The 25,911-nt window shown below is 71.4% G+C and carries 28 protein-coding genes and 2 tRNA genes; 18 read left to right on the forward strand and 12 right to left on the reverse strand.

The annotated features are described in order from the left end of the window. Window positions 1-24 precede the first annotated feature (24 nt). Genes BLR02_RS16585 through BLR02_RS16600 form a run of 4 tightly spaced genes read left to right on the forward strand, consistent with a single transcriptional unit; the run spans window position 25 to window position 2,264 of the window. On the forward strand, window positions 25-975 hold the full coding sequence (locus BLR02_RS16585; RefSeq protein WP_090561223.1) for a tetratricopeptide repeat protein: 951 nt from the start codon (window positions 25-27) through the stop codon (window positions 973-975). Between the two features lie 10 nt (window positions 976-985). Beyond that, window positions 986-1,660, forward strand: a complete 675-nt coding sequence (locus BLR02_RS16590) for an LON peptidase substrate-binding domain-containing protein (RefSeq protein WP_090561222.1) — start codon at window positions 986-988, stop codon at window positions 1,658-1,660. A gap of 11 nt (window positions 1,661-1,671) precedes the next feature. Beyond that, window positions 1,672-1,884, forward strand: coding sequence for a Trm112 family protein (locus tag BLR02_RS16595; RefSeq protein ID WP_090561221.1), 213 nt, complete (start codon window positions 1,672-1,674; stop codon window positions 1,882-1,884). A gap of 8 nt (window positions 1,885-1,892) precedes the next feature. Further along, window positions 1,893-2,264, forward strand: coding sequence for a gamma-butyrobetaine hydroxylase-like domain-containing protein (locus BLR02_RS16600; protein ID WP_090561220.1), 372 nt, complete (start codon window positions 1,893-1,895; stop codon window positions 2,262-2,264). Between the two features lie 15 nt (window positions 2,265-2,279). On the opposite strand, the gene BLR02_RS16605 is transcribed toward BLR02_RS16600, so the two are convergent. Together BLR02_RS16605 and BLR02_RS16610 are read right to left on the reverse strand one after the other, a co-directional pair. After that, window positions 2,280-3,428 carry a patatin-like phospholipase family protein gene (locus tag BLR02_RS16605; protein ID WP_090561219.1) on the reverse strand — a complete coding sequence of 383 codons (1,149 nt, stop codon included), beginning with the start codon at window positions 3,426-3,428 and terminating at the stop codon, window positions 2,280-2,282. Window positions 3,429-3,577: 149 nt separating this feature from the next. Then, entirely contained in the window at window positions 3,578-4,078 is a 501-nt protein-coding gene (locus BLR02_RS16610) for a Pvc16 family protein (protein WP_176849626.1), read from the reverse strand. Between the two features lie 305 nt (window positions 4,079-4,383). Here BLR02_RS16610 and BLR02_RS16615 point away from each other — a divergent pair, with 305 nt between their 5' ends. Together BLR02_RS16615 and BLR02_RS16620 are read left to right on the forward strand one after the other, a co-directional pair. Beyond that, a complete protein-coding gene (locus BLR02_RS16615) occupies window positions 4,384-5,430 on the forward strand; it encodes an isocitrate/isopropylmalate dehydrogenase family protein (RefSeq protein ID WP_090663967.1) in 1,047 nt (348 codons plus the stop codon). A gap of 56 nt (window positions 5,431-5,486) precedes the next feature. Further along, window positions 5,487-7,133 carry an acetolactate synthase large subunit gene (locus BLR02_RS16620; RefSeq protein WP_090663968.1) on the forward strand — a complete coding sequence of 549 codons (1,647 nt, stop codon included), beginning with the start codon at window positions 5,487-5,489 and terminating at the stop codon, window positions 7,131-7,133. Here BLR02_RS16620 and BLR02_RS16625 read toward each other — a convergent pair. Further along, window positions 7,130-8,278 (reverse strand): CaiB/BaiF CoA transferase family protein, encoded by a 1,149-nt coding sequence (locus BLR02_RS16625; protein WP_218127971.1) that lies wholly within the window; start codon window positions 8,276-8,278, stop codon window positions 7,130-7,132. The genes BLR02_RS16620 and BLR02_RS16625 overlap by 4 nt on opposite strands. Before the next feature lie 59 nt (window positions 8,279-8,337). After that, the gene (locus BLR02_RS16630; RefSeq protein WP_176849627.1) at window positions 8,338-8,703 is read right to left on the reverse strand and encodes a cupin domain-containing protein; all 366 of its coding nucleotides are present in this window, start codon (window positions 8,701-8,703) and stop codon (window positions 8,338-8,340) included. Between the two features lie 308 nt (window positions 8,704-9,011). Here BLR02_RS16630 and BLR02_RS16635 point away from each other — a divergent pair, with 308 nt between their 5' ends. After that, the gene (locus BLR02_RS16635) at window positions 9,012-10,802 is read left to right on the forward strand and encodes a PAS domain-containing protein (RefSeq protein WP_090663971.1); all 1,791 of its coding nucleotides are present in this window, start codon (window positions 9,012-9,014) and stop codon (window positions 10,800-10,802) included. A 23-nt stretch (window positions 10,803-10,825) separates the two neighbouring features. Here the strand turns inward: BLR02_RS16635 and tsaD are convergent, their stop codons facing one another. After that, window positions 10,826-11,869, reverse strand: coding sequence for a tRNA (adenosine(37)-N6)-threonylcarbamoyltransferase complex transferase subunit TsaD (gene tsaD, locus BLR02_RS16640; protein ID WP_090663972.1), 1,044 nt, complete (start codon window positions 11,867-11,869; stop codon window positions 10,826-10,828). Between the two features lie 41 nt (window positions 11,870-11,910). On the opposite strand from tsaD, the gene hemC reads away from it, so the two are divergent. The 5 genes from hemC (at window position 11,911) to BLR02_RS16665 (ending at window position 16,543) form a co-directional block, all read left to right on the forward strand. Then, window positions 11,911-12,900, forward strand: coding sequence for a hydroxymethylbilane synthase (gene hemC, locus BLR02_RS16645; protein ID WP_090561211.1), 990 nt, complete (start codon window positions 11,911-11,913; stop codon window positions 12,898-12,900). Then, window positions 12,893-13,630, forward strand: a complete 738-nt coding sequence (locus BLR02_RS16650; protein ID WP_176849628.1) for a uroporphyrinogen-III synthase — start codon at window positions 12,893-12,895, stop codon at window positions 13,628-13,630. The genes hemC and BLR02_RS16650 overlap by 8 nt, the downstream gene beginning before the upstream one ends. Before the next feature lie 158 nt (window positions 13,631-13,788). Beyond that, window positions 13,789-15,084 (forward strand): COG4223 family protein, encoded by a 1,296-nt coding sequence (locus BLR02_RS16655; protein ID WP_143018175.1) that lies wholly within the window; start codon window positions 13,789-13,791, stop codon window positions 15,082-15,084. A 4-nt stretch (window positions 15,085-15,088) separates the two neighbouring features. Further along, complete coding sequence (locus BLR02_RS16660; RefSeq protein ID WP_090663974.1) at window positions 15,089-16,408, forward strand: heme biosynthesis HemY N-terminal domain-containing protein; 1,320 nt, start codon at window positions 15,089-15,091, stop codon at window positions 16,406-16,408. Window positions 16,409-16,468: 60 nt separating this feature from the next. Continuing rightward, a tRNA-Thr gene (locus BLR02_RS16665) sits at window positions 16,469-16,543 on the forward strand. 19 nt (window positions 16,544-16,562) lie between these two features. On the opposite strand, the gene BLR02_RS16670 is transcribed toward BLR02_RS16665, so the two are convergent. Continuing rightward, window positions 16,563-16,796: a hypothetical protein gene (locus BLR02_RS16670; protein WP_090561207.1), complete on the reverse strand. Its 234-nt coding sequence runs from the start codon at window positions 16,794-16,796 to the stop codon at window positions 16,563-16,565. 229 nt (window positions 16,797-17,025) lie between these two features. Between BLR02_RS16670 and BLR02_RS28740 the strand changes: the two genes are divergently transcribed. Then, complete coding sequence (locus BLR02_RS28740) at window positions 17,026-17,358, forward strand: hypothetical protein (RefSeq protein ID WP_143018176.1); 333 nt, start codon at window positions 17,026-17,028, stop codon at window positions 17,356-17,358. A gap of 26 nt (window positions 17,359-17,384) precedes the next feature. Here the strand turns inward: BLR02_RS28740 and BLR02_RS16675 are convergent, their stop codons facing one another. After that, window positions 17,385-17,834: an RrF2 family transcriptional regulator gene (locus BLR02_RS16675; protein WP_090663975.1), complete on the reverse strand. Its 450-nt coding sequence runs from the start codon at window positions 17,832-17,834 to the stop codon at window positions 17,385-17,387. A 72-nt stretch (window positions 17,835-17,906) separates the two neighbouring features. Here BLR02_RS16675 and BLR02_RS16680 point away from each other — a divergent pair, with 72 nt between their 5' ends. Both BLR02_RS16680 and BLR02_RS16685 read left to right on the forward strand, forming a co-directional pair. Continuing rightward, window positions 17,907-18,356: a group III truncated hemoglobin gene (locus tag BLR02_RS16680; protein WP_090663976.1), complete on the forward strand. Its 450-nt coding sequence runs from the start codon at window positions 17,907-17,909 to the stop codon at window positions 18,354-18,356. Between the two features lie 48 nt (window positions 18,357-18,404). Further along, window positions 18,405-19,094: an NnrU family protein gene (locus BLR02_RS16685; protein WP_090561203.1), complete on the forward strand. Its 690-nt coding sequence runs from the start codon at window positions 18,405-18,407 to the stop codon at window positions 19,092-19,094. Window positions 19,095-19,135: 41 nt separating this feature from the next. Here BLR02_RS16685 and BLR02_RS16690 read toward each other — a convergent pair whose 3' ends face one another. Together BLR02_RS16690 and BLR02_RS16695 are read right to left on the reverse strand one after the other, a co-directional pair. After that, window positions 19,136-19,477, reverse strand: a complete 342-nt coding sequence (locus BLR02_RS16690) for a carboxymuconolactone decarboxylase family protein (RefSeq protein ID WP_090663977.1) — start codon at window positions 19,475-19,477, stop codon at window positions 19,136-19,138. A 201-nt stretch (window positions 19,478-19,678) separates the two neighbouring features. After that, window positions 19,679-19,754 (reverse strand) — tRNA-Ala (locus BLR02_RS16695). 227 nt (window positions 19,755-19,981) lie between these two features. Here BLR02_RS16695 and BLR02_RS16700 point away from each other — a divergent pair. The 3 genes from BLR02_RS16700 to BLR02_RS16710 all read left to right on the forward strand — a co-directional run bounded on the left by BLR02_RS16700 (window position 19,982) and on the right by BLR02_RS16710 (window position 22,542). Beyond that, the gene (locus BLR02_RS16700; protein ID WP_090663978.1) at window positions 19,982-20,692 is read left to right on the forward strand and encodes a CoA transferase subunit A; all 711 of its coding nucleotides are present in this window, start codon (window positions 19,982-19,984) and stop codon (window positions 20,690-20,692) included. 12 nt (window positions 20,693-20,704) lie between these two features. Beyond that, a complete protein-coding gene (locus BLR02_RS16705) occupies window positions 20,705-21,355 on the forward strand; it encodes a CoA transferase subunit B (RefSeq protein WP_090561200.1) in 651 nt (216 codons plus the stop codon). Window positions 21,356-21,639: 284 nt separating this feature from the next. Further along, window positions 21,640-22,542: a calcium-binding protein gene (locus BLR02_RS16710; protein WP_090663979.1), complete on the forward strand. Its 903-nt coding sequence runs from the start codon at window positions 21,640-21,642 to the stop codon at window positions 22,540-22,542. Window positions 22,543-22,651: 109 nt separating this feature from the next. On the opposite strand, the gene BLR02_RS16715 is transcribed toward BLR02_RS16710, so the two are convergent. The 3 genes from BLR02_RS16715 to BLR02_RS16725 form a co-directional block, all read right to left on the reverse strand. Beyond that, the gene (locus BLR02_RS16715) at window positions 22,652-23,740 is read right to left on the reverse strand and encodes an alkene reductase (RefSeq protein ID WP_143018177.1); all 1,089 of its coding nucleotides are present in this window, start codon (window positions 23,738-23,740) and stop codon (window positions 22,652-22,654) included. Between the two features lie 84 nt (window positions 23,741-23,824). Beyond that, window positions 23,825-25,123, reverse strand: a complete 1,299-nt coding sequence (locus BLR02_RS16720; RefSeq protein WP_090561197.1) for an AmpG family muropeptide MFS transporter — start codon at window positions 25,121-25,123, stop codon at window positions 23,825-23,827. 99 nt (window positions 25,124-25,222) lie between these two features. Then, a complete protein-coding gene (locus tag BLR02_RS16725) occupies window positions 25,223-25,834 on the reverse strand; it encodes a hypothetical protein (protein ID WP_218127973.1) in 612 nt (203 codons plus the stop codon). Window positions 25,835-25,911 lie beyond the last annotated feature (77 nt).

Genomic DNA, 25,911 nt, shown 5'->3' on the forward strand with positions numbered 1-25,911 from the left:
GAGCCATACCGAGGAATACCTGCCATGGACGTCATCTTCGACCCGAACCGTCAGGCCTCCCCTACCGGAGCCCCGGCCGGCGGCGCCGACCTCATCATGGATGGCGACCAGAAGACCTTCATGAAGGATGTGGTCGAGGCCAGCCGCCAAACTCCCATCCTGGTCGATTTCTGGGCGACCTGGTGCGGCCCCTGCAAGACGCTGACGCCGACCATCGAGAAGGTGGTGCGCGCCGCTGGCGGCCGGGTGAAGCTGGTCAAGATCGACATCGACAAGAACCGCGCCCTCGTCCAGCAGCTCACCCAGCTCGGCCTGCCGCTGCAGAGCGTGCCGACGGTTGCCGCCTTCTGGCAGGGCCAGATCGCCGACCTGTTCCAGGGCGCGCTGCCCGAGGGAGAGATCAAGCGCTTCGTTGAAGGCCTGTTGAAGCTCGCCGGCGGCCAGATGCCCTCGGCCGACCTGCTGGCCGAGGCCAAGGCCGCCGCCGAGGAGGGCGACCACCAGACGGCCCTCCAGCTCTATGGCGCCCTGGTGCAGGAGGAGCCCGAGAACCCGGAGGCCTTCGCCGGCGTCGCCCGCAGCCTGATGGAGCTGGGCGAGGAGGAGCAGGCGCTGCAGGTGCTCGAGAACCTGCCGCCGAAGATCGCCGAGCATGCCGCCATCGCCTCCGTCCGCAGCACGCTGGAACTGGCCGCCGAAGGCCGGCGCGCCCGCGAGAAGACCGCCGAATTCGAGGAGCGCCTCGCCGCCGACCCGAACGACCATGAGGCCCGGATCGAGCTGGCGGTTGCTCTCAACGCCGCCGGGGACCGCGCCGGGGCCGCCGATGCGCTGCTCGAATCCTTCCGCCGCGACCGCGCCTGGAACGACGAGGCAGCGCGCAAGCAGCTGCTCAAGTTCTTCGAGGCCTGGGGCTTCGCCGATCCGGCAACCGTGGCGGGCCGGCGCAAGCTCTCCTCGCTGCTGTTCCGCTAGCGCCCGCTTCGTGGCAGCCCCCCCGATCGAGCCAGGCGCGCTTCCGGCCGAGATCGCGGTCTTCCCGCTCTCGGGTGCCTTGCTGCTGCCCGAGGGACGGCTGCCGCTGAACATCTTCGAGGCACGCTACCTGGCGATGACCCAGGACAGCATGGCCGCCGGACGCATGTTCGGCATGATCCAGCCCGACCCGGCCGCCCCGCGCGGGGAGACCGGGCCGGGCCTCTACCGCACCGGCTGCCTCGGCCGCCTGACCTCCTTCGCGGAGACCGAGGATGGGCGCTTCCTCATCACGCTGACCGGCATGATCCGCTTCCGCGTGGTGGAGGAACTCGAGATGCGCCGCGGCTATCGCCGGCTGCGCGCCGATTACAGCCCCTTCCTGGCCGATCTCGACACCAAGGCCCCGCCGCCGGCGGTGGACCGCCCGGCCCTGCTCGCCGCCCTCCGCCCCTATTTCCAGGCGCGCGGCATCGAGGCGAATTGGGAGGCGGTGGAACAGACCACCGATGCCGCGCTGGTGCTGACCCTCGCCATGGTCTGCCCCTTCGAGGTGCCGGAGAAGCAGGCCCTGCTGGAGGCCGCGACGCCCGCGGACCGCGCCGCGATGTTGATCGCCTTGCTCCAGATGGGCGCCCATGGCACGGCATCCGGCGATGCGCCGCCACGCCCGCGGCCCAGTTGAAGGACGACGCCATGAGCCAGACCGCGACCGAAGCCCCCAGCCCGGCTCCCGCCGAGGTGGATCCTGCCTTGCTGGAGATCCTGGTCTGCCCGCTGACCAAGGGCCCGCTGCGCTACGACCGCGCTGCCGGCGAATTGGTGAGCGAGCAGGCCCGCCTCGCCTATCCGATCCGTGATGGCATCCCGATCATGCTGCCGGACGAGGCCCGCCGGCTCGACGACTGACGGGCGCCGTGCCGACCCCGACCGAGATCCGCCTCAAGCGCGCCGAGCGCCTGCTCGAGGTGGCCTTCGACGATGGCAGCCGCTTCCGCCTGCCGGCCGAATACCTCCGTGTCGAAAGCCCATCGGCCGAGGTGCAGGGGCATGGGCCGGGGCAGAAGGTACTGGTCTCCGGCCGGCGGGAGGTCGGCATCCTGCGGCTGGAGCCGGTTGGCCACTATGCCATCCGGATCGCCTTCGACGACCTGCATGACAGCGGCATCTACTCCTGGGACTACCTCCATCGCCTCGGCACCGAGCAGGCCGAGCGCTGGGCGGCCTATGAGCAGGCGCTGGCCGAGAAGGGGTTGAGCCGGGACCCGCCCCGCCGCCGCGGCGGCTGAGCCCCGGGCCCGGGGTCAGGGCGCCGACAGCGCCTCGACCTCGTGCAGCAGCAGGCCGGGCGCCAGGACCTCGGCGGCCTCGGGCCGGTGCAGGCGATCGAGTCCCTCCCGCATGCCGCGCTCGCCCGCCGCCCAGCGATCGGCAATGGTGGCGCGGGAGAAGTCGAACACCTTGCCCGCCCCCGCCTCATCCTCGGCGGCATGATAGCCGAGGCAGAGCACGGTCGCCTCGGCATGGGCCAGCAGCGCGGCAAGCTCCGCCTCCCGCTCCCGCTCCGGCGGCAACTCGGCAGCGAGGCGGCCGATCAGGGCACGCATGCGGTATTCGCGGGTACGGCTCTCCAGTGCCTGACGGGTCTGGTTGCCGAAGGCGAGGTCCCCGGCCCGGGCGATGGCCGCGCTCAGCGAGGCCGGGCGCCGGCCCGACCGGGCGAAAAGCTCCACCACCAGGCATTGCAGCGGTCCCGTCCCCGTCGCGTCCAGCACCAGGTCGAGCGGCGCGTTGCTGGCCAGGCCACCATCGGCCAGCAGCCGGCCCGCCACCTCCACCGGGGTGAACAGCGGCAGCAGCGCGCAGGAGGCGGCAAGGTGCTCCGGCCCGATGCGGGCGCCCGCGGCCGTATCGAAGACCACCCGCTCGCCGCTCTCCACATCTGTGGCCACGATGGTGAGGCGGGTCTCGCCTTCGTTCAGCCGATTGAAATCGATGAAATCCGGCAGCCGGCGCATCAGCGGGCCCAGCTCGTAGAGCGAGGCGGCGGGGCCGAATTCGGGCAGCAGCCGGGGCCGGAACAGGGCCGGGTTGCCGAAGAGCAGGGTTTGCAGTGCGCTCGCCTGGTTGTAGCCGCGCCGCCAGAGGCCGCTCGCGGGCGGCAGGCCGAGAAGGGCACCGGCGAAGGGCATCGGCTCAGTCGCCACCACCTCCCAGAAGCGGCGGAGCTGGGCGAGGCGCCGCTCCGGCGGGTTGCCGGCGAGGATCGCCGCGTTCAGCGCCCCCACCGAGGCGCCCAGCAGCCAGGGCGGCAGCCCCTCCTCCGCCCCATCGAGCGCGGCACAGGCACCGGCTTCGAAGGCGCCGAGGGCGATGCCGCCGGTCAGCACCAGGGCGCGGCGAGGATGGGCGGGCACGGCCTCGGCGGCACGCTCCGGAAGATGCATGTCCATGGCGGCTACCGGCCCGGCCTGGCGTTGGAAGCGGGGATGCGGTGAGGCTGGGGCATGGGGCGTCCTTCAATGGCAGGGGCGGCCGCGCTCATGCTGCACTGCCGCGAAGCCTCGCCAACGAGGCGCCTGCCGGTCGGTTCCTTCCGTCTTCAGCCCGGCCCCGGCCGCAGCCGGAGACTGTGGACCATGTAGGGCAGCAGCAGCGGCGGCGGGTCGCCGCAGGCTTCCAGCAGCTGAAGATAAGTCTCGTCCGGGATGTGCTCGAGCGTCACGACCAGCGCCTCGGCATCGATCTCGCCCGGCGCACCGGTCTGCTCGATGACCGGATTCCGCTCCAGCGCCGCCATGCAGTGGCCGAGCATTTCCTGTTCCGCCTCGCTGTCATGGCCGCGGACGGTGAGCAGGTAGCGCAGCCGCAGGCCGACCCCATCGGGCGGGTCGCCGCGCGAGGCCGTCCGCAGCGGCGAGGTGTCGCCGGTGCTCTCCTCAGGCTGGATGCGCCAGAGGACCAGGGCGATGCCATGGCCCGGATTCGTCCGGGCCTGGGACAGGGTCATTGCCTCCACCGCCATGTCCTGCAATGCGCCAGCCTGCTCGAGGCTGTCCTGCAGATGGCGGACGAGGGCGGCGCTGGCGGCGGCGATGGGCATGGATGGACTCTCCGCAGCGGGTCTGCGCGGGGCAACGGCCATGCCAAGCCGGCGTTCCGCCGCATTCCGAGGGCGCCTCGGCACCGGCCCTGGGGGCGGCTCGATTTGGCGGCCAAGCTGGGGTACATGCAGGGCGGGCCGCGACCGCGGCCCCGTCCCGGCCGAATCATGGCCGGGCGGCGTGCCGGGGGATCACCCTCGGCCAGCGTCGGCCCGCCTGCGGGAGGGGGGGACCGGCGACGGCCCTCTGCGTCAGCCGAGGCCGGCACGCGCCTTCCCGCTAACCCAGGCAGATCGGAGCCCCCATGGGTGGACAGGACAAAGACGGTGCCATCGAGGCAACGCTGATCCCCGGCGACGGCATCGGGCCGGAGATCACCCGGGCCGTGGTCGCGGTGTTGGAGGCGCTCGGCTCTCCCTTCGCCTGGGATACGCAGCAGGGCGGGCTTGCCGGCATCGAGGCGCATGGCGACCCGCTGCCCGGCGTCACGCTCGATTCCATCCGCCGCACCCGGCTGGCGCTCAAGGGGCCGCTGACCACGCCGGTCGGCGGCGGCTTCCGCTCGGTCAATGTCCGGCTGCGCGAGGAATTCGGCCTCTACGCCAATGTCCGCCCGGCGAAGACCATGGTGCCCGGTGGCCGCTACGAGGATATCGACCTCGTCATCGTGCGGGAGAATGTCGAGGGCCTCTACGTCGCCTTCGAGCACTACATCCCAATCGACGGCGACCCGCATGCGGTCGCCATCTCCTCGGGCGTGAACACCCGCGCCGGCTCCCGCCGCATCCTCGAATTCGCCTTCGACTACGCGGCGCGCAACGGCCGCAGGAAGGTGACGGTGGTCCACAAGGCGAATGTGCTGAAGGCGCTGACCGGCATCTTCCTCGAGACCGCGAAGGAGGTGGCGCCGCGCTATGCCGGGAAGGTCGAGTGGGACGACCGCATCGTCGATGCCTGCGCCATGCAGCTGGTGCTCGATCCCTGGCGCTTCGACGTCATCGTCACCACCAACCTCTTCGGCGACATCCTCTCCGACCTGGCGGCCGGCCTCATCGGCGGGCTCGGCACGGCGCCGGGCGCCAATATCGGCGCCGATGCGGCGATCTTCGAGGCGGTGCATGGGTCGGCGCCGGACATCGCCGGCCGGGGCGTCGCCAACCCGCTGGCCATGCTGCTGGCCTCGGCGCTGATGCTGGAGCATGTCGGCCGCGGCCACCTCGCCGCCCGGATGCGCGCGGCGGTGGCGAAGACGCTGAACGAGGACAATATCCGCACGCGGGACCTCGGCGGTACTGCCTCGACCATGGAATTCGCCGAGGCGGTCATCCGGCACGTGCGAAGCGAAGCCTGACAGGCGGCGGGGCCCTGCCACCCCGGCACGGCCCCGGACAACGGGAGGAGCGGTGGATGCGCAAGGGCTCGGAACTTCTGGTCGCGGCTCTCGAGAACGAGGGCGTCGACCGCATCTTCGGCGTGCCGGGCGAGGAGAACCTCGACGTCGTCGAGGCGCTCCGCACCTCCTCCATCCAGCTCGTGCTCACCCGGCACGAGCAGTCCGCCGCCTTCATGGCGGCGACCTACGGGCGGCTCACCGGCCGGCCCGGCGTCTGCCTCTCGACGCTCGGGCCGGGGGCGCTGAACCTCGTCACCGGCGCGGCCTATGCGCAGCTCGGCGCCATGCCGATGGTCATGATCACCGGGCAGAAAGGGATCCTGAGCAGCCGCCAGGCACGGTTCCAGATCGTCGACACCATCGCCACCATGCGGCCGCTGACCAAGGTCAGCCGCCAGATCGTCAGCCCGGCCACCATCCCGACCCTGGTGCGCGACGCCTTCCGCGTCGCCCAGGAGGAGCGGCCGGGGCCGGTGCACCTGGAACTGCCGGAGGACATCGCCGCCGAGACGGTGGCCAGCCCGCCGCCACTGGTGCCGCCGCACCCGATCGACATCCCGGTCGCGCACCGCACGGCGCTCGACCGCGCGGCGGAGATGCTGCTGGCGGCCGAGCGGCCGCTCATCATGCTCGGCGCCGCCGCGAGCCGGCCGCGTGCCACCGCCGGGCTGCTCGGCTTCGTGCGCCGCACCGGGATCCCCTTCTTCACCACGCAGATGGGCAAGGGCACCGTCGCCGGCGGCACCAACCTGTATATGGGCACCGCCGCCCTCTCCGAACGCGACTACGTGCATGAGGCGATCGAGCGGGCCGACCTCATCCTCGCCATCGGCCACGACACGATCGAGAAGCCGCCCTTCCTGATGGGGCCGGGCGGCCCGCGGGTGATCCATCTGAACTACACCGCGGCCCATGTGGAGCAGGTCTATTTCCCGCATGCCGAGGTCGTGGGCGATGTCGGCCCGAGCCTCGAGCTGCTGGCCGACCGGGTGGAGGGCAGGCTGCACCGGGCGGCGGCGCTGCTGCCGCTGCGCGACGGCATCCTCGCCCGCATCGCCGACCGCGCGGAGGAGGGGCGCTTCCCGCCGACGCCGCAGCGGCTGGTGCATGACGTGCGCCAGGTGATCCCGCCCAACGGCATCGTCGCCCTCGACAACGGCATGTACAAGATCTGGTTCGCCCGCAACTACCGCACCTCGATGGCGAACACCCTGCTGCTCGACAATGCGCTCGCCACCATGGGCGCCGGGCTGCCCTCGGCGATGATGGCGGCCATGCTGCACCCCGACCGCCGGGTGCTCGCGGTCTGCGGCGATGGCGGCTTCATGATGAACAGCCAGGAGATGGAGACGGCGGTCCGCCTCCGGCTGAACCTCGTGGTGCTGGTCCTGGTCGACAATGCCTATGGCATGATCCGCTGGAAGCAGTCGGTGGACGACTTCGCCGATTTCGGCATGACCTTCGGCAACCCCGACTTCGTGCAGTACGCGCGGGCCTATGGCGCCGAGGGCCACCGGGTGGAGTCGACCGAGGCGCTGATCCCGACGCTCGAGGCCGCCTTCGCGGCCGGCGGCGTGCATCTGGTGGCGACACCGATCGACTATTCCGAGAACAAGCGCGTCCTGGTCGAGGAGCTGAAGGCACGGCTACCGGTCACCTAGCCGCCCTCCCTCAGGCGCAGCGGCAGCGGCGCCCCGTATTCCGCATTGGCCTCGCCGAGGTCCGGCGCGCCGCTCTCCACCGGCGGCCGCCGCCCGTCGAAGGAGACGGGCAGGCCGATGCTGCGCGGCGCCTCGCCCGGCCCCTGCAGCACCATGCCGAGCGCCTCGGTCTGCGGATGCGCGGCGACGGCGGCGAGGTCCTGGATCGGCGAGCAGGGCACGCCGGCCGCCTCCAGCGCCGCCGCCCAGTCCTCGCTGCCGCGCGTCCGCATCGCCGCCTCCAGCAGGGGCAGGATGATGTCGCGGTGGGCGATGCGGTCCTTGTTGGTGCGGAAGCGCGGGTCGGTGCCCCATTCCGGGTGGCCGAGCACGGCGGCGAATTTGGCGAAGAGCCGGTCATTGGCCGCGGCGACGACGATCTCGCCATCCGCCGTGTCGAAGGCTTGGAAGACGATGAGCTTCGGGTTGCCGCTGCGATGCCGCGGCGGCTGCCGGCCGGTCTCGAAGAAGCCGGCGAAATGCTGGCTCATCCAGCCGAGCCCGGTCTCGAAGAGCGAAGTATCGACCGTCGCCCCCTCCCCCGTCAGGTGCCGCCGCTGCAGGGCGGCGAGGCAGCCGAGCGCGGCCCAGACGCCGGTGCCGAGGTCGAGCACCTGCATCCCGACCCGCGCCGGCGGCACCTCGGCGCTGCCGTTCACGCTGAACATGCCGGCGAAGGCCTGCACGATGGGCTCGTAGCCCGGCTTCAGCGCCAGCGGGCCGGTTGCGCCGAAGGCATGCAGCGAGCAGTAGATCAGGCGGGGATTCAGCGTCCGCACCGCCTCGGCGCCGAGGCCCATCCCCTCCAGCGCGCCGGGACGCATGTTCTGGATGAACACGTCCGCCTCACGCAGGAAGTCCCGCAGCCACTCGACGGCCGCCTTGTCCTTGAGGTCGAGCGCGATGCTGCGCTTGTTGCGGTTGATGGCATGGAAGGTGGTCGCCGTCCCGGCATGGAAGGGCGGGCCCCAGCCGCGCGCGTCGTCGCCTTCCGGGCGCTCGATCTTGATCACCCGGGCGCCGAGCAGGCCGAGGATCTCGCTGGCATAGGGGCCGGCCAAATTCTGCCCGAGCTCGACCACCGTCACACCCTGCAAGGGCAGCATGCGGCGCATTCCTTCCGTGGACGCTTCCGCGGAAGTCTGGGCGCCGCCTCCGGCGGGGGTCAAGCCGGGTGGAAGTCGAAATCCCCGTCGGTCGACTGCCATTGCTGCACGGTCAGCACCTGGGCACCGCCCTCGCTCTCATGCGGCCCATGCACCATGCCGGCCGGATGGGTGAGGAAGGCGCCGGGGCCGAGGCGCTCGCCGCCATCGATCAGGTCGCCGCTGAGGACATAATGCATCTCGGCACCCTTGGTATGCGAATGGGCCGGGATGCGCCCACCGGGCGGGATATGCACGATGGTCGTGACGACGCCGCGCGCCGTATCCTCGTTCAGCACCTGGATGCGGAATTCGCCCTCCGCGCCGGGAATGACGAAGGGCGTCGCCGCCACATCCGCCGCTGCCAGCCTCACGCTATCCGCCATCCCTGTCGCTCCTGGCCCTGAATGCGGGGGCAACGCCGGCCTGCGGGCCCGGGTTGCCGGCCGGCATGCCGGCCCGCTCCCGATCTGTTGACCGGCAATCAGGGACCTTACGGACCACGGCGCCACCATGATCCATCATTGTGCCGCCCGTTTCATGCAACCAGCGCGCGTCGAAGATATCGTTGAACCGCGGAGCCCCTAATTTTCGCGCGCTGTTCCCGGTGGTCCTGGCCGCGGTCGCGCTCCCTCTGGCTGCAACCCTCTTTTGGGATGCGGGCGAGTCGGCGCGTCTCCGGGCTGGGGGAGACTTGGCACGCCTGGAGGCCGGGCTCCGCGCCCTTGCTGAATCACCGACCCTGACGCCGGATGACCGGGCCGGGCTGGAGAGGGGGATCCAGGAGCTCGCCAGCCAATTCCCCGGCATCGCCATTCATTTCGATCGCACCCCGCAAGCGGCCGGTCAGCAGAACGGGCCGGCGCGGCTGGTGGTATGGGCCCCTGCCGTGGCCGGCGCCTTCACGGCCGAGTTGCCGCAGGACCGGCCCTCGGCCGCCGGAGCCTTCGGCCGGCTCGGCCTGACGGTGGCGCTGCTTCTCGGCCTGGGGCTCGGCCTCGCCGCCTGGCTCGGCTGGTGGGCCGATCGCCTCTGCCGGGCCCACGCTACCGTCGAGGCCGAGCGAGACCAGGCCCTGACCCGGCTCGATGAAACCGAGCGGCGCCGGCAAGCCCTGTCCCAGGCCGGTTCCCTGATGCTGTGGCGTGGCGATGCAGAGGGCCGGGTGCTCGAGGCCGAGGGCTGGGCCACCCTCACCGGGCAGGCGGAGGCGGCGCTGCGCGGCGATGGCTGGCTTGATATGCTGCATCCGGCCGACCAGGCCCGCACTACTCACGCCTGGGCCGGGGCGCGGCGATCGGGTGAGCCGATCGATATCGAATTCCGGCTGCGAACCGCGGCCGGCGCCTGGCACTGGGTCCGCTGCCGGGCGGTCCGCGCCGGGTCGGAGTGGGTCGGCCTCGTCGAGGATGTTCATGAGCGCCGGCAGGCCCTCACTGAATTGGCCGAGCGGCAGGAGAAGCTCCGCCTCGCGGTCGCCGCGGCCCGCCTCACCAGTTGGGAATACGACCCGGTGGCCGATCGTGGCACCCGCATCAGCCGCACCGATGAGGCCGTGGATGCGCCGACGGCCCCGAGCTTCACCCTCACCGACTGGGTGGATGCCGTGCATCCCGAGGACCGCATGCAGGTCCTGGCCCGGCTGCAGGAGGTCATCGCCGGGGAGGCGGGGGATTTTGCCGCCGAATTCCGGGTGCGTCGCCGCCTGCCGGCCGAGGGCTGGTCCTGGGTCGCCTCCCAGGGTGCGGTGACGCAGCGTGACCCGGTCAGCGGCCGGGTCGTGCGCCTTTCCGGCATCTCCCGCGACGTGAGCGAGAGGCGCGAGGCGGAGCAGCGCCGCATCCTGCTGGCGCGGGAGGTGGACCACCGGGCCAAGAACGTGCTGGCGGTGGTGCAGTCCGTCCTCCGCCTCACCCGGCGGGACCAGCCGGAATCCTACATGGCGGCGGTGGAGGCACGGGTGGCGGCGCTGGCCCGCGCGCATACCCTCCTGGCGGAGGAGGGTTGGGTCGGCGCCGATTTCGGCATGCTGGCCGAGCGCGAGCTGGCCCTCTGCCCACCCGGAAGTACACGGCTCGAAGGACCACCCCTGGCGATCGCCGCCGGCGCGGTGCAGCCACTCGCCATGGTGCTGCATGAGCTGGCGACCAATGCGGCGAGGCATGGCGCCGCCTCGGTGCCGGAAGGACGGATCAGCCTGACCTGGCGGCTGGAAGGGCCGGCCGGGCCGGAGCAGCAGCTCCGTCTCGACTGGATTGAGCGCGGTGGCCCACGGGTCAAGGAGCCCGGCGGGCGGCGCGGCTTCGGCACGCGGATGCTGGAGGCGGTGCTGCGCGGCCAGCTCGGCGGGGCGCTGGCGCTGCACTGGCCGCCGGAGGGGCTGGAATGCCGGATCAGCCTGCCGGCCACACGGGTCGTCTCGACCGAGAATCTCGGCCCGTTGCGCCGGGCGGCGCGGGCGCAGGCCGGACCGGCATCGCCCTGAGCATTGCCCCCCGGGGCCATGCCCTACCCGCTGAGCTGGTCGAGCGGCCAGCGCGGCCGCGGCGCATGGCCGAGCGGGTCGGTGAGGCCGCGCCGCAGCCGCTCGATCCCGGCCCAGGCCACCATCACCGCATTGTCGGTACAGAGCCGGATGGGCGGCGCCACCAGCGGCAGGCCGCGCTCCGCAGCAACCCGGCCGAGCGCCGCGCGGATCGCCGCATTGGCCGCGACGCCACCAGCGACGACCAGCGCGGTCGCGCCCGGCAGCATGTCGAGCGCATGCCGGCCCCGGTCGGCCAGCACCGCCGCCACCGAGGCCTGGAAGCCGGCGGCGAGGTCGGCGCGGTCCTGCGCCGGCAACGCGCCGGGCGGGTGCTTCGCCACCGCATGGGCGACGGCCGTCTTCAACCCGCTGAAGGAGAAGTCGCAGCCGGCCCGGCCGAACAGCGGGCGCGGCAGCTTGTGGCGCGCCGGGTCGCCCAGGGCCGCCAGCCGCTCCAGCGCCGGCCCGCCGGGCCAGGGCAGACCGAGCAGCTTGGCCGACTTATCGAAAGCCTCACCCACCGCGTCGTCGAGCGTGGTGCCGAGCCGGCGGTAGCGCCCCACCCCCTCGACCGCCACGCATTGGCAATGCCCGCCCGACAGCAGCAGGAGCAGGTAGGGAAAGCGCGCCCCGCCCTCGACCAGCCCCGGCAGGGTGGCGGTCAGCGCATGCGCCTCCAGGTGGTTCACCGCGACGAAGGGCAGGCCATGGGCGATGGCCAGCCCCTTGCCCAGGCTCGCGCCGACGATCAGCCCGCCGATCAGCCCGGGGCCGGAGGTGGCGGCGATACCGGCCAGGTCGCCGAAGCCGAGGCCAGCCTCCGCCACCACCCGGGCGGCGAGACGGGGCAGGTGCTCCAGATGGGCGCGGGCGGCGATCTCGGGCACCACGCCGCCGAAGGCCGCGTGTTCCTCAAGCTGGCTGAGCACGGCCTCGGCGAGGATGGTGCCGTCGGCACGCAGCACCGCCGCCGCCGTCTCGTCGCAACTCGATTCCAGGCCCAGCACCGCGGCCGAAACATCCATCCGCACTTTCCCCTCATCCGCGGCGGTTCTATGACGCCGCGATGCCGCTCGACGATACCTTCGCCAAGGTCCCGCGCCATGGCCGCGCCCTGCCACTCCGCGTCGGCACCAGGGGTTCGCCGCTGGCGCTGTGGCAGACACGGCACTTCCTGTCGATCATCACCCGCTTCTGCCCGGTGCTGCGCAATGCCGAGGCTTTCGAGGAACGGGTGATCGCTACCTCGGGCGACCGCATCCAGGACCGGGCCCTGGCGGATATCGGCGGCAAGGGCCTCTTCGCCAAGGAGATCCATGAGGCGCTGCTGGACCGAAGGGTAGATTTCGCCGTCCACAGCCTGAAGGACCTGGAGACCGAGCTGCCAGCCGGCATCAGCCTGGCCTGCACCCTGGCGCGGGAGGATGCGCGGGATGCGATCGTGCTCGGTGCCGGCTGCGGCGTGCCGGACCCGGCCGACCCTTATGGCTGCCTGCCAGCCGGGGCGGTGATCGGCACCGCCTCCGTCCGCCGCCAGTCGCAGATCCTGCATGCCCGGCCCGACCTCCGCTGCGGGATCATCCGCGGCAACATCCAGACCCGCCTCGGCCGCGTGCGGGCGGGGGAATTCGCCGCCTCCTTCCTGGCGCTGGCCGGGCTGAAGCGCATGGGGCTCGAGCGTGAGGCGGGCGTGGTGCTGGATGCCGAGGCGATGGTGCCGGCCGCCGGCCAGGGCATCGTCGGCATCACCTGCCGCAGCGCGGATGCCGAGCTGCTGGAACTGCTCTCGGCCATCGAGGACCGCGCCGCGGCGGCGGTCAGCCGGGCGGAACGGGCGCTGCTCGCCGCGCTGGATGGGTCCTGCCGCACGCCGATCGGCGGCCATGCCCGGCTGCTGCCGACCGGGGCGCTGCACCTGACCGGGCTGGTGGCGCGGCCGGATGGCAGCTTCCTGCTGAAGCGCTCCGTCACCGGCGAGGCCGCCGATGCCGCCCGGCTCGGCACCGCGCTCGGCGAGGAGCTGCGCGCCGACAGCCCGGCCGACCTGTTTGCCTGAGCCTCGCTCCGTTCTCGTCACCCGGCCGGAGCCGGGGGCGGAGGAGACGGGGCGCCGCCTCGCGGCGCTCGGCTGGGTACCGGTGCTGGCGCCCGCCCTGCAGCTGGCGCCGCGCCCCATTGCCGCGCCGGCCCGGGTGCAGGCCCTGCTGCTGACCAGCCGCGCCGCCGCCCGTGCGCTTCGCCCCGATGCGCTGCCGGCGACGCTGCCGGTGCTCGCGGTTGGCGAGGCGACGGCCGCCGAGGCGCGGCATAGCGGCTTCGTGAAGGTCGAGGCCGCCGGCGGCGATGCGGCGGCGCTGGCGCAACTGGCGGCTGCACGGCTCGATCCCCTGGCAGGGCCGCTGCTGCTCGCGGTCGGGGCCGGCTATGGCAGGGAGGTGGCGCTGGCTTTGCGGCAAGAGGGGTTCCGGGTGCAACGCCGGGTTGCCTATGCCGCGGCGCCGGCCGATACCCTGCCCGCCCCGGCGCGGGAGGCGCTGGCGGCCGGGCAGGTCGTTGCTGCGCTGTTCTTCTCGCCCCGCTCGGTCCATTGTGCCATCTCCTTGATCCAAGAGGCTGGGCTGGCCGAAACCGCCGCGTCGATCACGGCGTTGGCGCTAAGCCCCAGGGTCGCGGCGGCGCTACAAGCAGCACCCGCACCCCTGGCGTGGCGCGCTGTGCGTATTGCCGACCGGCCCGACCAGGACTCGCTTCTGCAACTGCTCGGACCCAGGTTACCGATACGATGAGCAAAGCCCCCGACCCCAAGCCGAAGGCGCCACGCGCCGCCGCGCAAAGCCGGCCGCCGAGCCCATCGGGCGAAGCGCCGGCGGCAAGCCCCGCCTCCCTCCCTCCTGCGGCAACGCCGGCGGCAACAACCTCCGGCCAGCCGACTGTAGAGGCATCCATGCCGCCGCCCCCGCGCCCTGCGACACCTCCCCCGCCGAGCCCACCGCCCACGCCGCGCAATTCGCCGCTGGACCAGCCAGCCCCTCGCCCCCTCCTGAGCGGCCGCGTCGATCCGGCGGCCGTCGTGATCGGCGTGGGCGGCCTGGTGCTGCTGGTGGCGGTGTGGTGGCTGCTGGTCACGCCGCGCTCCTCGACCGACAACAATGTCGACTCGGCCCGGGTGGCGCAGATCGAGCAGCGCCTGACCGCGCTCGACGGGCTGCGCGGCGAGGTCGGCGCGCTGAACGGCCGCATCCAGCAGGTGCAGCCGCTCGAGGCACGCATCCGCAGCCTGGAGGAGCGGCCGGTGGCGAGCGACACGCGGCCGCTTGAAACCCGCCTCGCGGGCGTGACCGAGCAGGTGGCCGCCGCCGAGCGCGCCGGCACCCAGGCGGCGGAGCGCGACAACGCCATGGAGCGCCGGCTGCAGGGTCTCGAGGCGAAGCCCACGATCGACCCGGCCGCCTTCGCTCCACGCGATGCGGTGGAGGGGCTGTCCGGCCGCATCGAGCGGCTGACCGAGCGGGTGGAGCAGCAGGGCCAGGCGCTCGACAGCCGCCTGCAGGATCAGGCGCGCGCCGCCGAGGGACGCCTCGCGGCGCAGGACAAGGCGGTGCAGGACCGAGTCGCGGCGCTTGAGGCTTCGGTCGGGCAGCGAGTCGCCGGCCTGGAGGGCACGCTTGGCGAGCGCATCGGCGCGCTGGAGTCGGCGCTTGGCGGCCGCGTCGCGGCGCTCGAGGCGGCGCAGCAGCGGCTGCAGGCCATCGAAAGCCGGACCAGCCGGCTCGCCGCCGTGGACAGCCTGCGCGGCGCGCTCACGGCCGGCCAGCCGCTCGGCGAGGCACTCGGCCGCATCGATCAGCCGCCGCAGGCGCTGGCTCGCTTCGCCGGCACCGCGCCGCCGACCGAATCCTCGCTCCGCCTGTCCTTCGAGGACGCGGCCAAGGCGGCCCGCGCCGCCTCCGACGCCGCGATGCAGCCGGATGGCAGCCGCGCCGGCGTGGTGGACAGCGCCCTCTCCCGCCTCGGCGGGCTGGTGACGATCCGCCGTGGCGACCAGGTGGTCTGGGGCGATGCCGCGGAGGCCGAGATCGAGCGCGCCCGGCGCGCGCTGGAAGCCGGGGATATCGAGATGAGCCTGCAGCACATCGACAAGCTGCCACCGCCGGCCCGTGCCGCGATGCAGGGTTGGGCCGACCAGGCCCGCGCATTGCTCGCGGCGCGCGCGGCCCTGCGCCAGCTGGCGGCGGGCTGAGCCGATGGCCCGCGCGATTTGGATCCTGCTGCTTCTCGGCATCGGGATCGCCGTGGCCATGTGGCTGGCCGAGTTGGGTGGGACGGTCGAGATCAAGGTGGGGGAAGCCTGGATCGGCACCAGCTTCCCCATCGCCCTGCTGATCCTCTGCGTCACTTTCCTCGTCCTGCACGGCATCCTCAGCCTGATCGGGGCGATCCGGCGCTGGCCGGGCCGGCTGCGCAACCGCCGCGCCTGGCGGCATCGCCAGGATGGCGACGCGGCACTGACCCGGGCGCTGGTCGCGCTCTCGGCTGGCACCGCGGAAGCGGCGCGGCTCGAGGTGCGGAAGGCCCGCAAGCTGCTCGGCGATACGCCGCAGACGCTGCTGCTGGCCGCCGAGGCGGAGCGCCTCTCGGGGCATGACGAGGCCGCCGCGGCGGTGTTCCGCCAGCTCGCCGAGCGCGAGGATGCGCGCTTCATCGGGCTGCGCGGCCTGTTGCGGCAGGCGATGGCGCGCGGCGACTGGGATGCCGCCCTCGCCCTCGCCAAGGAGGCCGAGCAGGTCCAACCCGGTGCCGCCTGGCTGCGCGAGGAGCGTGCCCAGCTCGCCCTGCAGACCCATAATTGGCGCGAGGCGCTGAGCCTTGCCCCGGCCGATGCGCCACGCGCGCCGCTCGCCCTCGCCGCCGCCGGGCAGGAGCCCGATGCGGCCAGGGCGGCCGAGCTGGAGCGGCAGGCCTTCCAGGCCGATCCCGGCTTCGCGCCGGCTGCCATCGCCCATGCGCGGCGGCTGCGGGCCGAGGGCAGCCCGCGTCGCGCCAGGAGCGTGCTGGAGGATGCCTGGGCGGCCTCGCCCCACCCGGACCTTGCCGAACCCTATCTGGCTGACGACCCGGACCCGCTGACACGGGTGAAGAGCGTCGAGATGCTGATCCGCCGCAACCCGACCGCATCCGAGAGCCGGCTGCTGCTGGCGAGGGTGGCACTGACGGCCGGGCTCACCGGCCGCGCACGGGGCGCGCTGGAAGCGGTGGTAAAGTCGGGCACGACGGACCGGCGCGCCTATCTGATGCTGGCCGAGCTGGAGGAGGCTGAGCACGGCGAAACCGCCGAGGCCCGTGCCGCTCAGGCACGCTGGCTGCGTGAAGCCGCCACGGCCCGGCCGGAGCCGCGCTGGCGCTGTGGGCATTGTGCCGCGGAGCAACGCGCCTGGGCGCCGGTCTGCACCGCCTGCGATACTGCCGGGCGCGTCATCTGGACGGCGGAGCCGGTGGCGGAGCAAGCAGCGCCGGCGCCCGGTGCCAAGGCGTTGAGCGGACCTCTGCAGGCCGTGACCGGCTGAGGCGCCGAATAGGGTGTTGCCGTGGCGGGCGGGCGCGGCTATTCAGCGCCCGTCTGCGTTGCCGACATAGCTCAGCGGTAGAGCAACTGATTCGTAATCAGTAGGTCCCCAGTTCAATCCTGGGTGTCGGCACCAGACTTTCCCTACCTTTCGATCAAGCCGCCAGGCGCATGGTCCCGGAGACCAGCTCCTCGCCTGCTTCAAGGCGGCCGAGTGCGCCCTGGCCGTCTTTCCAGGCATCCTCCGCATAGGAGAAGCTGGCATCGGAGCGCAGAACCAGCGTTTCGGAATCGGTGCGGTAGATGGCCCAGATCCAGCGGCGCGGCGACCGGCCCTGCACCTCGACCTTCACATAGCCATGGAACCGCTTCTGCCGCTCCGCTTGCATTGCTCTACTCCATGTTAAACCGGAGATAGAATGACGCTGCGGCGCACAAATCGACCATACGTCCCAGCTTCACTTCGACGTAACATCGATCCGGCAGCATCGCCGCCTGGTCTGTTTAAGTGCCGGAATTCTGTGCGTTTCGGGCCAGAATGGGATGTTTGTTAAGGACCGAGCGAGGAGATCGAGCGAGGATCACTAATCGATGATCACCTTTTAGGTTCTTCGCGCCATGCCCCTCTTCGGCCTGACACCCGTTCCGCAATCCCACCAGGCAGAGGCTTGGTCGGCCAGCACCTATCGTGGTCCCTGCTACGTCATGGCGGCTGACGAGCGTCGTGCGCGCCTCTACGCCGCCAACCATTTCGCCAGGCCGGATACGGCGCGGACGCCATCGGGCCTCCAGGTGGAGTCACCCTGGGTTATGCCGAAGGTCGTCGCCACGCATGTGACCTTCTTCCATATCGACCGCGCCGCACCGGACGGCACCGTCGTCCTCGCGCCCGAGGAGCCGAACGCCACGGTCATCGACCTGTCAGAGCGACGGCGGACCAGGCTCGCCTGAGCAGCCGCCGCTGCCGGGTTTGGCTGTCAGGTGCGGGCGCCGCCCACCGCCTCCTGCGGCCATGGCGGCGTGGGCCGAGCTGGCAGGCAGTCGGCGAGGGTCGTGCCGTCGAGTTCGGTGAGGAAGGCCGCGCGCGCCCGGGCGAGCACGGCGCGGAGCCGGCAGTCCGGCGCCAGGCAGCAGGCGCCGCCATCGGGCCGGAAGCACTCGACCAGCGCCTGCCCCTCCTCCATCCAGCGGACCACGGCGCCGATACGGATTTCCGCGGCAGGGCATGCCAGCATCACGCCGCCATGGGCACCACGCAGCGTCCGCGCCAGCCCTGCCGCAGCCAGATCCTGGATGATCTTGTGCAGGTGGTTCCGCGGAGCGCCGACTTCCTGCGACAGTTCCTCGGCCGTCCTTAGCCGGCCGGGCTCGGCGGCGAGGCGCATCAGCACGCGCAGGGCAACATCGGTGGAGGCGAGCAGGCGCAAGGCTGAACCCCTAAACTTGCATTGACGATACCACATTACTGCGCGACGGTAACTGGTATCGGAGACACGAGTTTGAACGCCATTCCTGAAACCCCCGAACGACGTGCGGTCCTGACGCAGGAGATCATCGCCCGCACCGGACTGGACCCGGCCGCAATCGAAGCTTTCCTGCGCACCTTCTACGGCGCCGCGCGCACGGACCCGCTGCTCGGTCAGGCCTTCGCGGTCGTCACGGATTGGGAGGGGCACATCTCTACCCTCACCCGCTTCTGGGGCTCGGTCGCGCTGATGACCGGCGACTACCATGGGCAACCCATGCGGGCGCATGCGCACCTCGCCCTGACGCCGGCGCATTTCGCCCGATGGCTTGCCCTGTTTGAACAGACGGCGCGTGATCGCCTCTCGCCCGAAGGCGCGGAGCATATGCTCGAGCGTGCCCGCCGCATCGCCCGCAGCCTGGAGATGGGGCTGATCCCTCTTGCCTTGCCAGCCAAGGGGCGGATGGCGACTCTATCGTCCTGATCGGAACCCGCACCACGCCAACCATGGGCCAGAGCTGAGGTGTTGAGCATGGGTGGTTGGGGCGAGTTCGCCGGCGCCTTCGTGGTCTTCCTGCTCTCCCATGCCCTGCCCGCTCGACCGGCGCTGCGCCGCCCGCTCGTCACCGCCCTGGGCGAGAGGGCCTATCTCGCGCTCTACAGCCTCGCCTCCCTCGCCGTGCTGGCCTGGCTGGTCCTGGCGGCCGGACGGGCGCCCTATATCGCCCTCTGGGACATGGCACCCTGGCAATACTGGGTGCCCAACATCGCCATGCCGCTGACCTGCCTGCTGGTGGTCTGCGGGACAGGCGCACCCAATCCGCTCTCCTTCGGCGGGCGCGCCCTGGGCTTCGACCCGGAGCATCCGGGCGTCGCTGGCTTGGCCCGGCACCCGCTGCTCTGGGCCATCGCGCTCTGGGCCGGGTCCCATGCGGTGCCGAATGGCGACCTCGCGCATGGGCTGCTCTTCGGCGGGTTCGCGGGCTTCGCGCTTCTCGGCATGTGGGCCATCGACCGGCGCCGACGACGGCAGATCGGTGCGGAGGAATGGGCGAGGCTGGCCGCACGCACCTCGTTCTGGCCGGCCGCGGCACTGCTCTCGGGCCGCTGGCATCCGCTCGGCCGCCCTTCCATCCCGCGACTGGCGGCGGCGATGCTGCTATGGCTCGCCCTCCTCCTGCTGCATGGCCCGGTCATCGGGGTCTCGCCCCTGCCGCCTTGAGCCCTGGCCCGGACCGATACGCGCCGCCCGCCTGACGGGTGTCAGCGTGAGGCGGGTTCCGGCTTACTCTCGGTGACATCCTCGATCCAGGTCAGGGCGGCGACGGCCCGCGGGAACCCCAAGGTCGGGACCGCCAGCAGCGCCACCTGCTTCAGCGCGTCCTTCGATACGCCCTCCTCCAGCGCACGGCGGCAATGGGAGTGGACTCCGCCTTCGGAGGAGGCACCGATGGCGAGGGCCAGCTTCACCAGACGCAACGCCTCACCCTCGATCGGGCCCGCCTTCGCGCAGGCTTCGCCGAGCGCGGCATAGGCCCGGTAGAGTTCCGGATAGGCTCGCGCGACATCGCCCGCGGCCGCAGGCAGCTGCTCATCCTGTTGCATCGATTCCCTGTCCTTCGAAACAGCCCAGGGAACGCCGCAGGCTCCGCCTGGCTTCGCGGCCGCATAGGGCCGCAGCTCCGGCAAGCTCTGCGGATCGAAGGGTCGCGCCGGGGATCGCCGGTGGCTCGCCTCAAACGAAAACCGCCTCCGACCAGGGACACCGCAGAGCGGTTTCGTCCATGGTCGGAGGCGGTTCTAAACTGGTGGAGCCAGGCGGAATCGAACCGCCGACCTCTTGAATGCCATTCAAGCGCTCTCCCAACTGAGCTATGGCCCCCCAGGAAGGTGGCGCGGTATAACTGTGGCCCGCGGGGCGCGCAAGCCCCCGGCTGCGCTTTCTTGCGGCCCATCGCATCGGCCCGGCAGGGCCGCTTTCCCACCCTCCTTCATGGCACCCCTTCGCGCAGGCATGCCGGCGATTCACGCCTCCGGGTGTTTCCACCCGGGGCGATGGCGGGCTAGGTTGCGGCCGGATTATCCACAGCCGACAGGGAGCTGATGCCCATGGGGAAGGTGTACCGCGATGCGAAGGAGGCCCTGGCGGGCACCCTGCGCGACGGCATGATGATCATGTCCGGCGGCTTCGGCCTGTGCGGCATCCCCTCCCTGCTGATCGAGGCGATCCGCGACAGCGGCGTGCGCGATCTCACCATCGTCTCGAACAATGCCGGCATCGACGATGCGGGGCTTGGCCTGCTGCTGCAGACGCGGCAGGTGCGGAAGATGATCAGCAGCTATGTCGGCGAGAACAAGACCTTCGCCGAGCAGTACCTCGCCGGGCAGCTCGAGATCGAGTTCAACCCGCAGGGCACGCTGGCGGAGCGCATCCGCGCCGGCGGCGCCGGCATCCCCGCCTTCTACACCAAGACGGGCGTCGGCACGAAGGTGGCCGAGGGCAAGCCGACCGCCGAGTTCGACGGCGAGACCTATGTGATGGAGCGCGGCCTCGTCGCCGACCTCTCCATCGTGCATGCCTGGCGGGGCGATGCCGAGGGCAACCTCGTCTACCGGAAGACGGCGCGGAACTTCAACCCGATGATGGCGACGGCGGCGCGCATGACGGTGGCGCAGGTGGAGCAGCTGGTGCAGCCGGGCGACATCGACCCGGACCACATCGTCACGCCGGGGATCTTCGTGAAGCGGATGATCGAATGCCCCGCCGGATACGAGAAGCGGATCGAGCAGCGCACCACGCGCAAGCGCGTGCTGGCGTAAGGAGCACAGACAATGCCCTGGACCCGTGACCAGATGGCCGCCCGCGCGGCGGCGGAGCTCGAGGACGGTTTCTACGTCAACCTTGGCATCGGCATCCCGACGCTGGTGGCGAACCACGTGCCCTCCGGCATGAACGTGCAGCTGCAGAGCGAGAACGGCATGCTCGGCCTCGGCCCCTTCCCCTATGAGGGCGACGAGGACCCGGACCTCATCAATGCCGGCAAGCAGACGATCACCGAGCTGCCGACGAGCAGCTACTTCTCCTCGGCCGACAGCTTCGCCATGATCCGCGGCGGGCATATCGACCTCTCCATCCTCGGCGCCCTGCAGGTGGCGGCCAATGGCGACCTCGCCAACTGGATGATCCCCGGCAAGATGGTGAAGGGGATGGGCGGCGCGATGGATCTCGTCGCCGGGGTGAAGAAGGTGGTGGTGCTGATGGAGCATACCGCCGGCGGCAAGCCCAAGCTGCTGCGCGAGTGCGCCCTGCCGCTGACCGGCGCCCGCGTAGTGGACATGGTGATCACCGAGCTTGGGGTGTTCGAGATCGCCCGGAAGGGTGAGACCGAGGTGAAGCTGGTGGAGCTGGCGCCCGAGGTCACGCTGGAGGAGATCACGGCGAAGACCGAGGCACCCTTCACCGTGGCGCTCAGGAACAGCTGAAGCTGGGGTGGGGCGCCTCAAACCGGCTCAATTCCCCGCCCGGCGGATACAGCCAAGCCCTTGATCGGGCTTGGTTGTGCGATCTTCGTTTGAGGATTTTAGGAGTTAAAGGCCCTTCGGCCCTCCCCGGGTCGGCACGCCGGCTTCTGCAAAAAACAAAACAAGTTTCCTGTTGGCCATCCAAAATAACGACTCCTTGTTCCGGGAATTCGTGACTGGCCACGGGTGAAGGTGTCCAATCCTCGACCGGAGGGTGAATCTCTCCGGCAAGAGGAAACACCAGAATGTCGTTCATTCCCGGCTCAAGAGCCGATGATACCTTGCGCGGCACAATCGGCACCGACCTCATCCTCGGTCACCAGGGCAATGATGTCATCTTCGGGCGGGCGGGGAGTGATGCCCTGTTCGGTGGGGCTGGCCATGACTTCATCGCCGGCGACAACTACTTTCTCCTGGCGGAGCCTTTCGAACAGTGGGAGTTCGGGCCACTCCAGGGCAGCACGCCCGGTCCGGGCAACAACCTCATCCTGGGCGGCGCGGGGAACGACACCGTCCTGGCGGGCTACGGCGCGAACACGGTGTTCGGCGGCGCCGGCGACGACTCGATCATGGGCTATGGCGCCGGCCGGGGCCATGATCCCGAGCTGATGACGGCCGACCCGAACCTGTTGTTCGGCGGCGCGGGCGACGACTTCATCCGGGGCGGCCCGAACGACGACCTGCTGGAGGGCGGCGCCGGGCAGGATACGCTGCAGGGCAGCACCGGGGTCGATATGCTGGCCGGCGGCGCGGGGCGGGACGTGTTCCTGTTCGGCTACCTGGGCAATGCCGGCGCGACGCGGGACACCGCGGTCGGGCCCGGGCAGCGGGACATCATCCGGGATTTCCGTCACGGGCAGGACGTGATCGACATATCGGGCTACTACAACCATCACGCCCCGCCCTCGGGGCAGCCGGCGGGGCTGTTCCTGGGCACGGGCGACTTCGTGGTGAGCTACGCCATGCAGGCGCGCTACGACATCGAAGGCGGGAACACGATCATCAAGATCTCGGCGCCCAACGGCTTTCGCAACGTGGATGACCCGCCGGAGAAGCCAGCGACCTATTACGAGGAAATCGAGCTGACCGGAATCCACCACCTGACAGCGGGCGACTTCATCCTGCCCGATCAGCACGGGCCGTTTTGAGGATATCTTCCTATACCCTCACCCGACCCGTTGCGCAAGCGTCATTTGACGCCGGGGCCCGGGGGGGGACGCCTGCCCCCCCGGTTGGTCTCTGGGCTAGCCCCCAGCCTTACGCCGCCTTCTGCGTCAGCGCCGGGTAGTCGGTGTAGCCGTGCTCGTCGCCGCCATAGAAGGTCTTGGTGTCCGGCGCGTTCAGCGGGGCGCCGGTGCGGAGGCGCTCCACCAGGTCCGGGTTGGCGATGAAGGGCCGGCCGAAGGCGATGGCATCCGCCCGCCCCTCGCGCAGCGCCGTCTGGGCCAGTTCCAGGTCATAGCCGTTATTCGCCATGTAGGGGCCCCGGAAGGCCTGGCGCAGCGCCGCGAAGTCGAAGCCCTGCGCGTCGCGGGAGCCGCCGGTCGCACCCTCGACCACATGGAGATAGGCGAGGTTGAAGGGCGCCAGCGCCGCCACAACCTGGTCGAACAGCGCCTGCGGGTTGCTGTCCCGGATGTCGTTGGCCGGGGAGACGGGGGAGAGGCGGAGGCCCACGCGCTCGCCGCCCCAGACGGAGGTCACGGCCTCGGTCACCTCGAGCAGGAAGCGGGTGCGGTTCTCGATGCTGCCACCATAGCGGTCCGTCCGCTGGTTGGTGCCGTCGCGGAGGAACTGGTCGATCAGGTAGCCATTCGCGCCATGGATCTCGACGCCGTCGAAGCCCGCCTCCTGCGCGTTGCGCGCGGCGCGGCGGTAATCCTCGACGATACCGGGGATCTCGTCCGTCTCCAGCGCGCGGGGGGTGACGAAGGGCTGGAAGCCGGCCTCGGTGAAGGCCTGGCCCTCCGGCCGGATGGCCGAGGGGGCGACCGGCAGGGCGCCCCCGGGCTGCAGGCTGGGATGGGAGATGCGGCCGACATGCCAGAGCTGCAGGACGATCTGGCCGCCGGCGGCATGGACCGCATCGGTCACCTGGCGCCAGCCGGCGACCTGCGCGGCATTGGCGATGCCCGGGGTGAAGGCATAGCCCTGCGCCTGCTGGGTGATCTGCGTCGCCTCGGCGATGATGAGGCCGGCGGTCGCGCGTTGGGCGTAGTAGGCGGCGTTCATCGCGCCCTGGATGCCGGCGCTGCCGGCGCGGCTGCGGGTCAGCGGCGCCATGACGATGCGGTTGGGCAGGTCCAGCGCGCCGAGGCGCAGGGGTTGGAAAAGGTCGGTAGCCATCGGGTCTGCATCCATATGCTGCGTTGCAACAACAGCTGGGCAGGCCCGGCGGCTATTCCAATCGGCAGGATGGATGGGATGCATTCATGGGTTGGATAGAACCGCTGCCGCTTCGGCCTGCCGCGGCTGCGGTGGCAGGCGGCGGAGCAGCCAGAGCATGATGGCCATGGCCGGCAGCGCCGCCAGCGTCGTCATCAGGAAGAAGCCGGTCCAGTCCAGCCAGCGCGCCAGGAAGCCGGAGCCGGCGCCGAGGGTGCGGCTGGCGAAGGCGGCGAGCGAGGAGAGCAGCGCATATTGCGTCGCGCTGAAGGCGCGGTTGGTCAGGCCGGAGAGATAGGCGAGGAAGGCGGCGTCCGCCATGCCGTCGGTGAAGTTCTCGATCCCGACCTGGGCCCAGAGCAGCGGGATGTTGTGCCCCGCCTGCGCCACGGCGACATACATCAGGTTCGACAGCATCTGCCCGAAGCCGGTCAGCACCAGGGCGCGGGCGATGCCGAGGCGGCGGATCAGCCAGCCGCCGGCCAGCGCCCCGCCGAGGATCGCCAGCAGGCCGAAGACATTGTTGATGGCCGCGAGCTCGAGCCGGGTGAAGCCGAGCGCGGCGTAGAAGGGCTGGGTCATCACCCCGGCCAGCGCCTCGCCCAGCTTGAACAGCACGACGAAGAGCAGGATGGCGAGCCAGTGGCGCCGCCGCATGAAGTCGAGGAAGGGATCGACCAGGGCGGCGCGCAGCCGCCCGGCCGGGGTTGCCGGCAGGCGCGGCGGCGCGGCGGGCTCGGGGCCGAGCAGGACGGCAAGCAGGCCGATGCCGAGCAGCAGGGCGCAGATCCCGTAGCCGAGAGCCCAGCCGCCAAGCTCCGTCACCGCCAGCGCGCCGGCGCCGCTGGCCAGCAGCGCGCCGCGATAGCCCCAGACATAGAGGGCGAGGCCGTAGCCCTGCTCGCGCTCCTCCAGCAGGTCGATGCGGTAGGCGTCCACCACCACATCCTGGCTCGCCGAGAGGAAGGCGACGAGGCCCGCCAGGGCGAAGGTCGTGGCATAGGCCGTGGCGCTCGGCGTGGTGAGGCCGAGGGCGGCGATGGCGGCGATCAGTGCGGGCTGGATGCAGAGGAGCCAGCCGCGGCGGCGGCCGAGCCAGCGGAAGAGGGGCGGCGGCACCTGGTCGAGCGCCGGGGCCCAGAGGAATTTCAGCGTGTAGGCGAGGCCCAAGGATGCGGTGAGGCCGATGACCTCGACCGAGAGCCCCTCCTCCGACAGCCAGCGGCGGAGCGTGGCGGCCGTCAGCGGCAGGGGAATGCCGGAGGCGAAGCCGAGGGCGAGGAGGACCAGGTAGCGCCGGTCCCGCCACCAGGAAGCAGGACCGGAAAGGGCGGAGCTGGACATGGCCCCCGCTAGCAGAAGCGCGAGCGGGTCGCCATGGCGTTGCGGCCAGGCATCAAGGGACCGGCAAGAAAGGCGCGGCCCCCCGTGCCTGGCTTCGGCTCAGGGGCGGCCGCCGCTGCCGCCGCCGTCGCCGCCCGAGCCGCGCGGGCTGCCGAGCCGGTCCTGCCGGTCGAGCTCCTGCGCCGCCAGCGCGGTGGCCGCCGCGACGCGCGGCAGGGGCGGCAGGTTGGCGAGGCGCTGCAGCGTCGCCGCGCCGCCATTGACGAAGATGGGGCCGGAGAGCGACCGCTCCGCCGCCGCCTGGTCGCCGGCATTGATGGCGCGGGAGGCGGCGTAGAGCGACTGCACCACCGGCTGGGCCGGCGCATTGGGGGCGATGCCGATGGCGGGCCGCAACTCCCGCAGACCATCGGCGAAGAGCGGGCCGATGGGGCCGTTCATGCCGCGCCAGCGCGGGCCGTAGGGCAGCTCGGTCGCCAGGTATTCGTAATTCGCCACGGCCCGCGCGGCAGCGGCCGGGTTGCCGGCCAGCGTGCCGGGGTTGCCGAAGGCATAGGAGGTGCCGAGAACCGCCGCGCGGGTCGGGTCTCCGGCGCCCTGGACGGAATCGGGCGGCAGGGTGGCGTAGCCCTGGGGCGGCTGGTCAGGCGTGACGCAACCGGCCAGCACGGCCAGCACGGGCAGGGCCAGGAGGGCGTTCATTCTTCGCATTGGCGGTTCCTCGTTCGAGCAGTGAGCGCCGGGCGCTGCGACGGGTTGCCGCCATCGCCTGAGCCTAAGATAGGCCT

Origin of the sequence: Belnapia rosea, from assembly GCF_900101615.1 — a bacterium.
GTDB lineage: Bacteria > Pseudomonadota > Alphaproteobacteria > Acetobacterales > Acetobacteraceae > Belnapia > Belnapia rosea.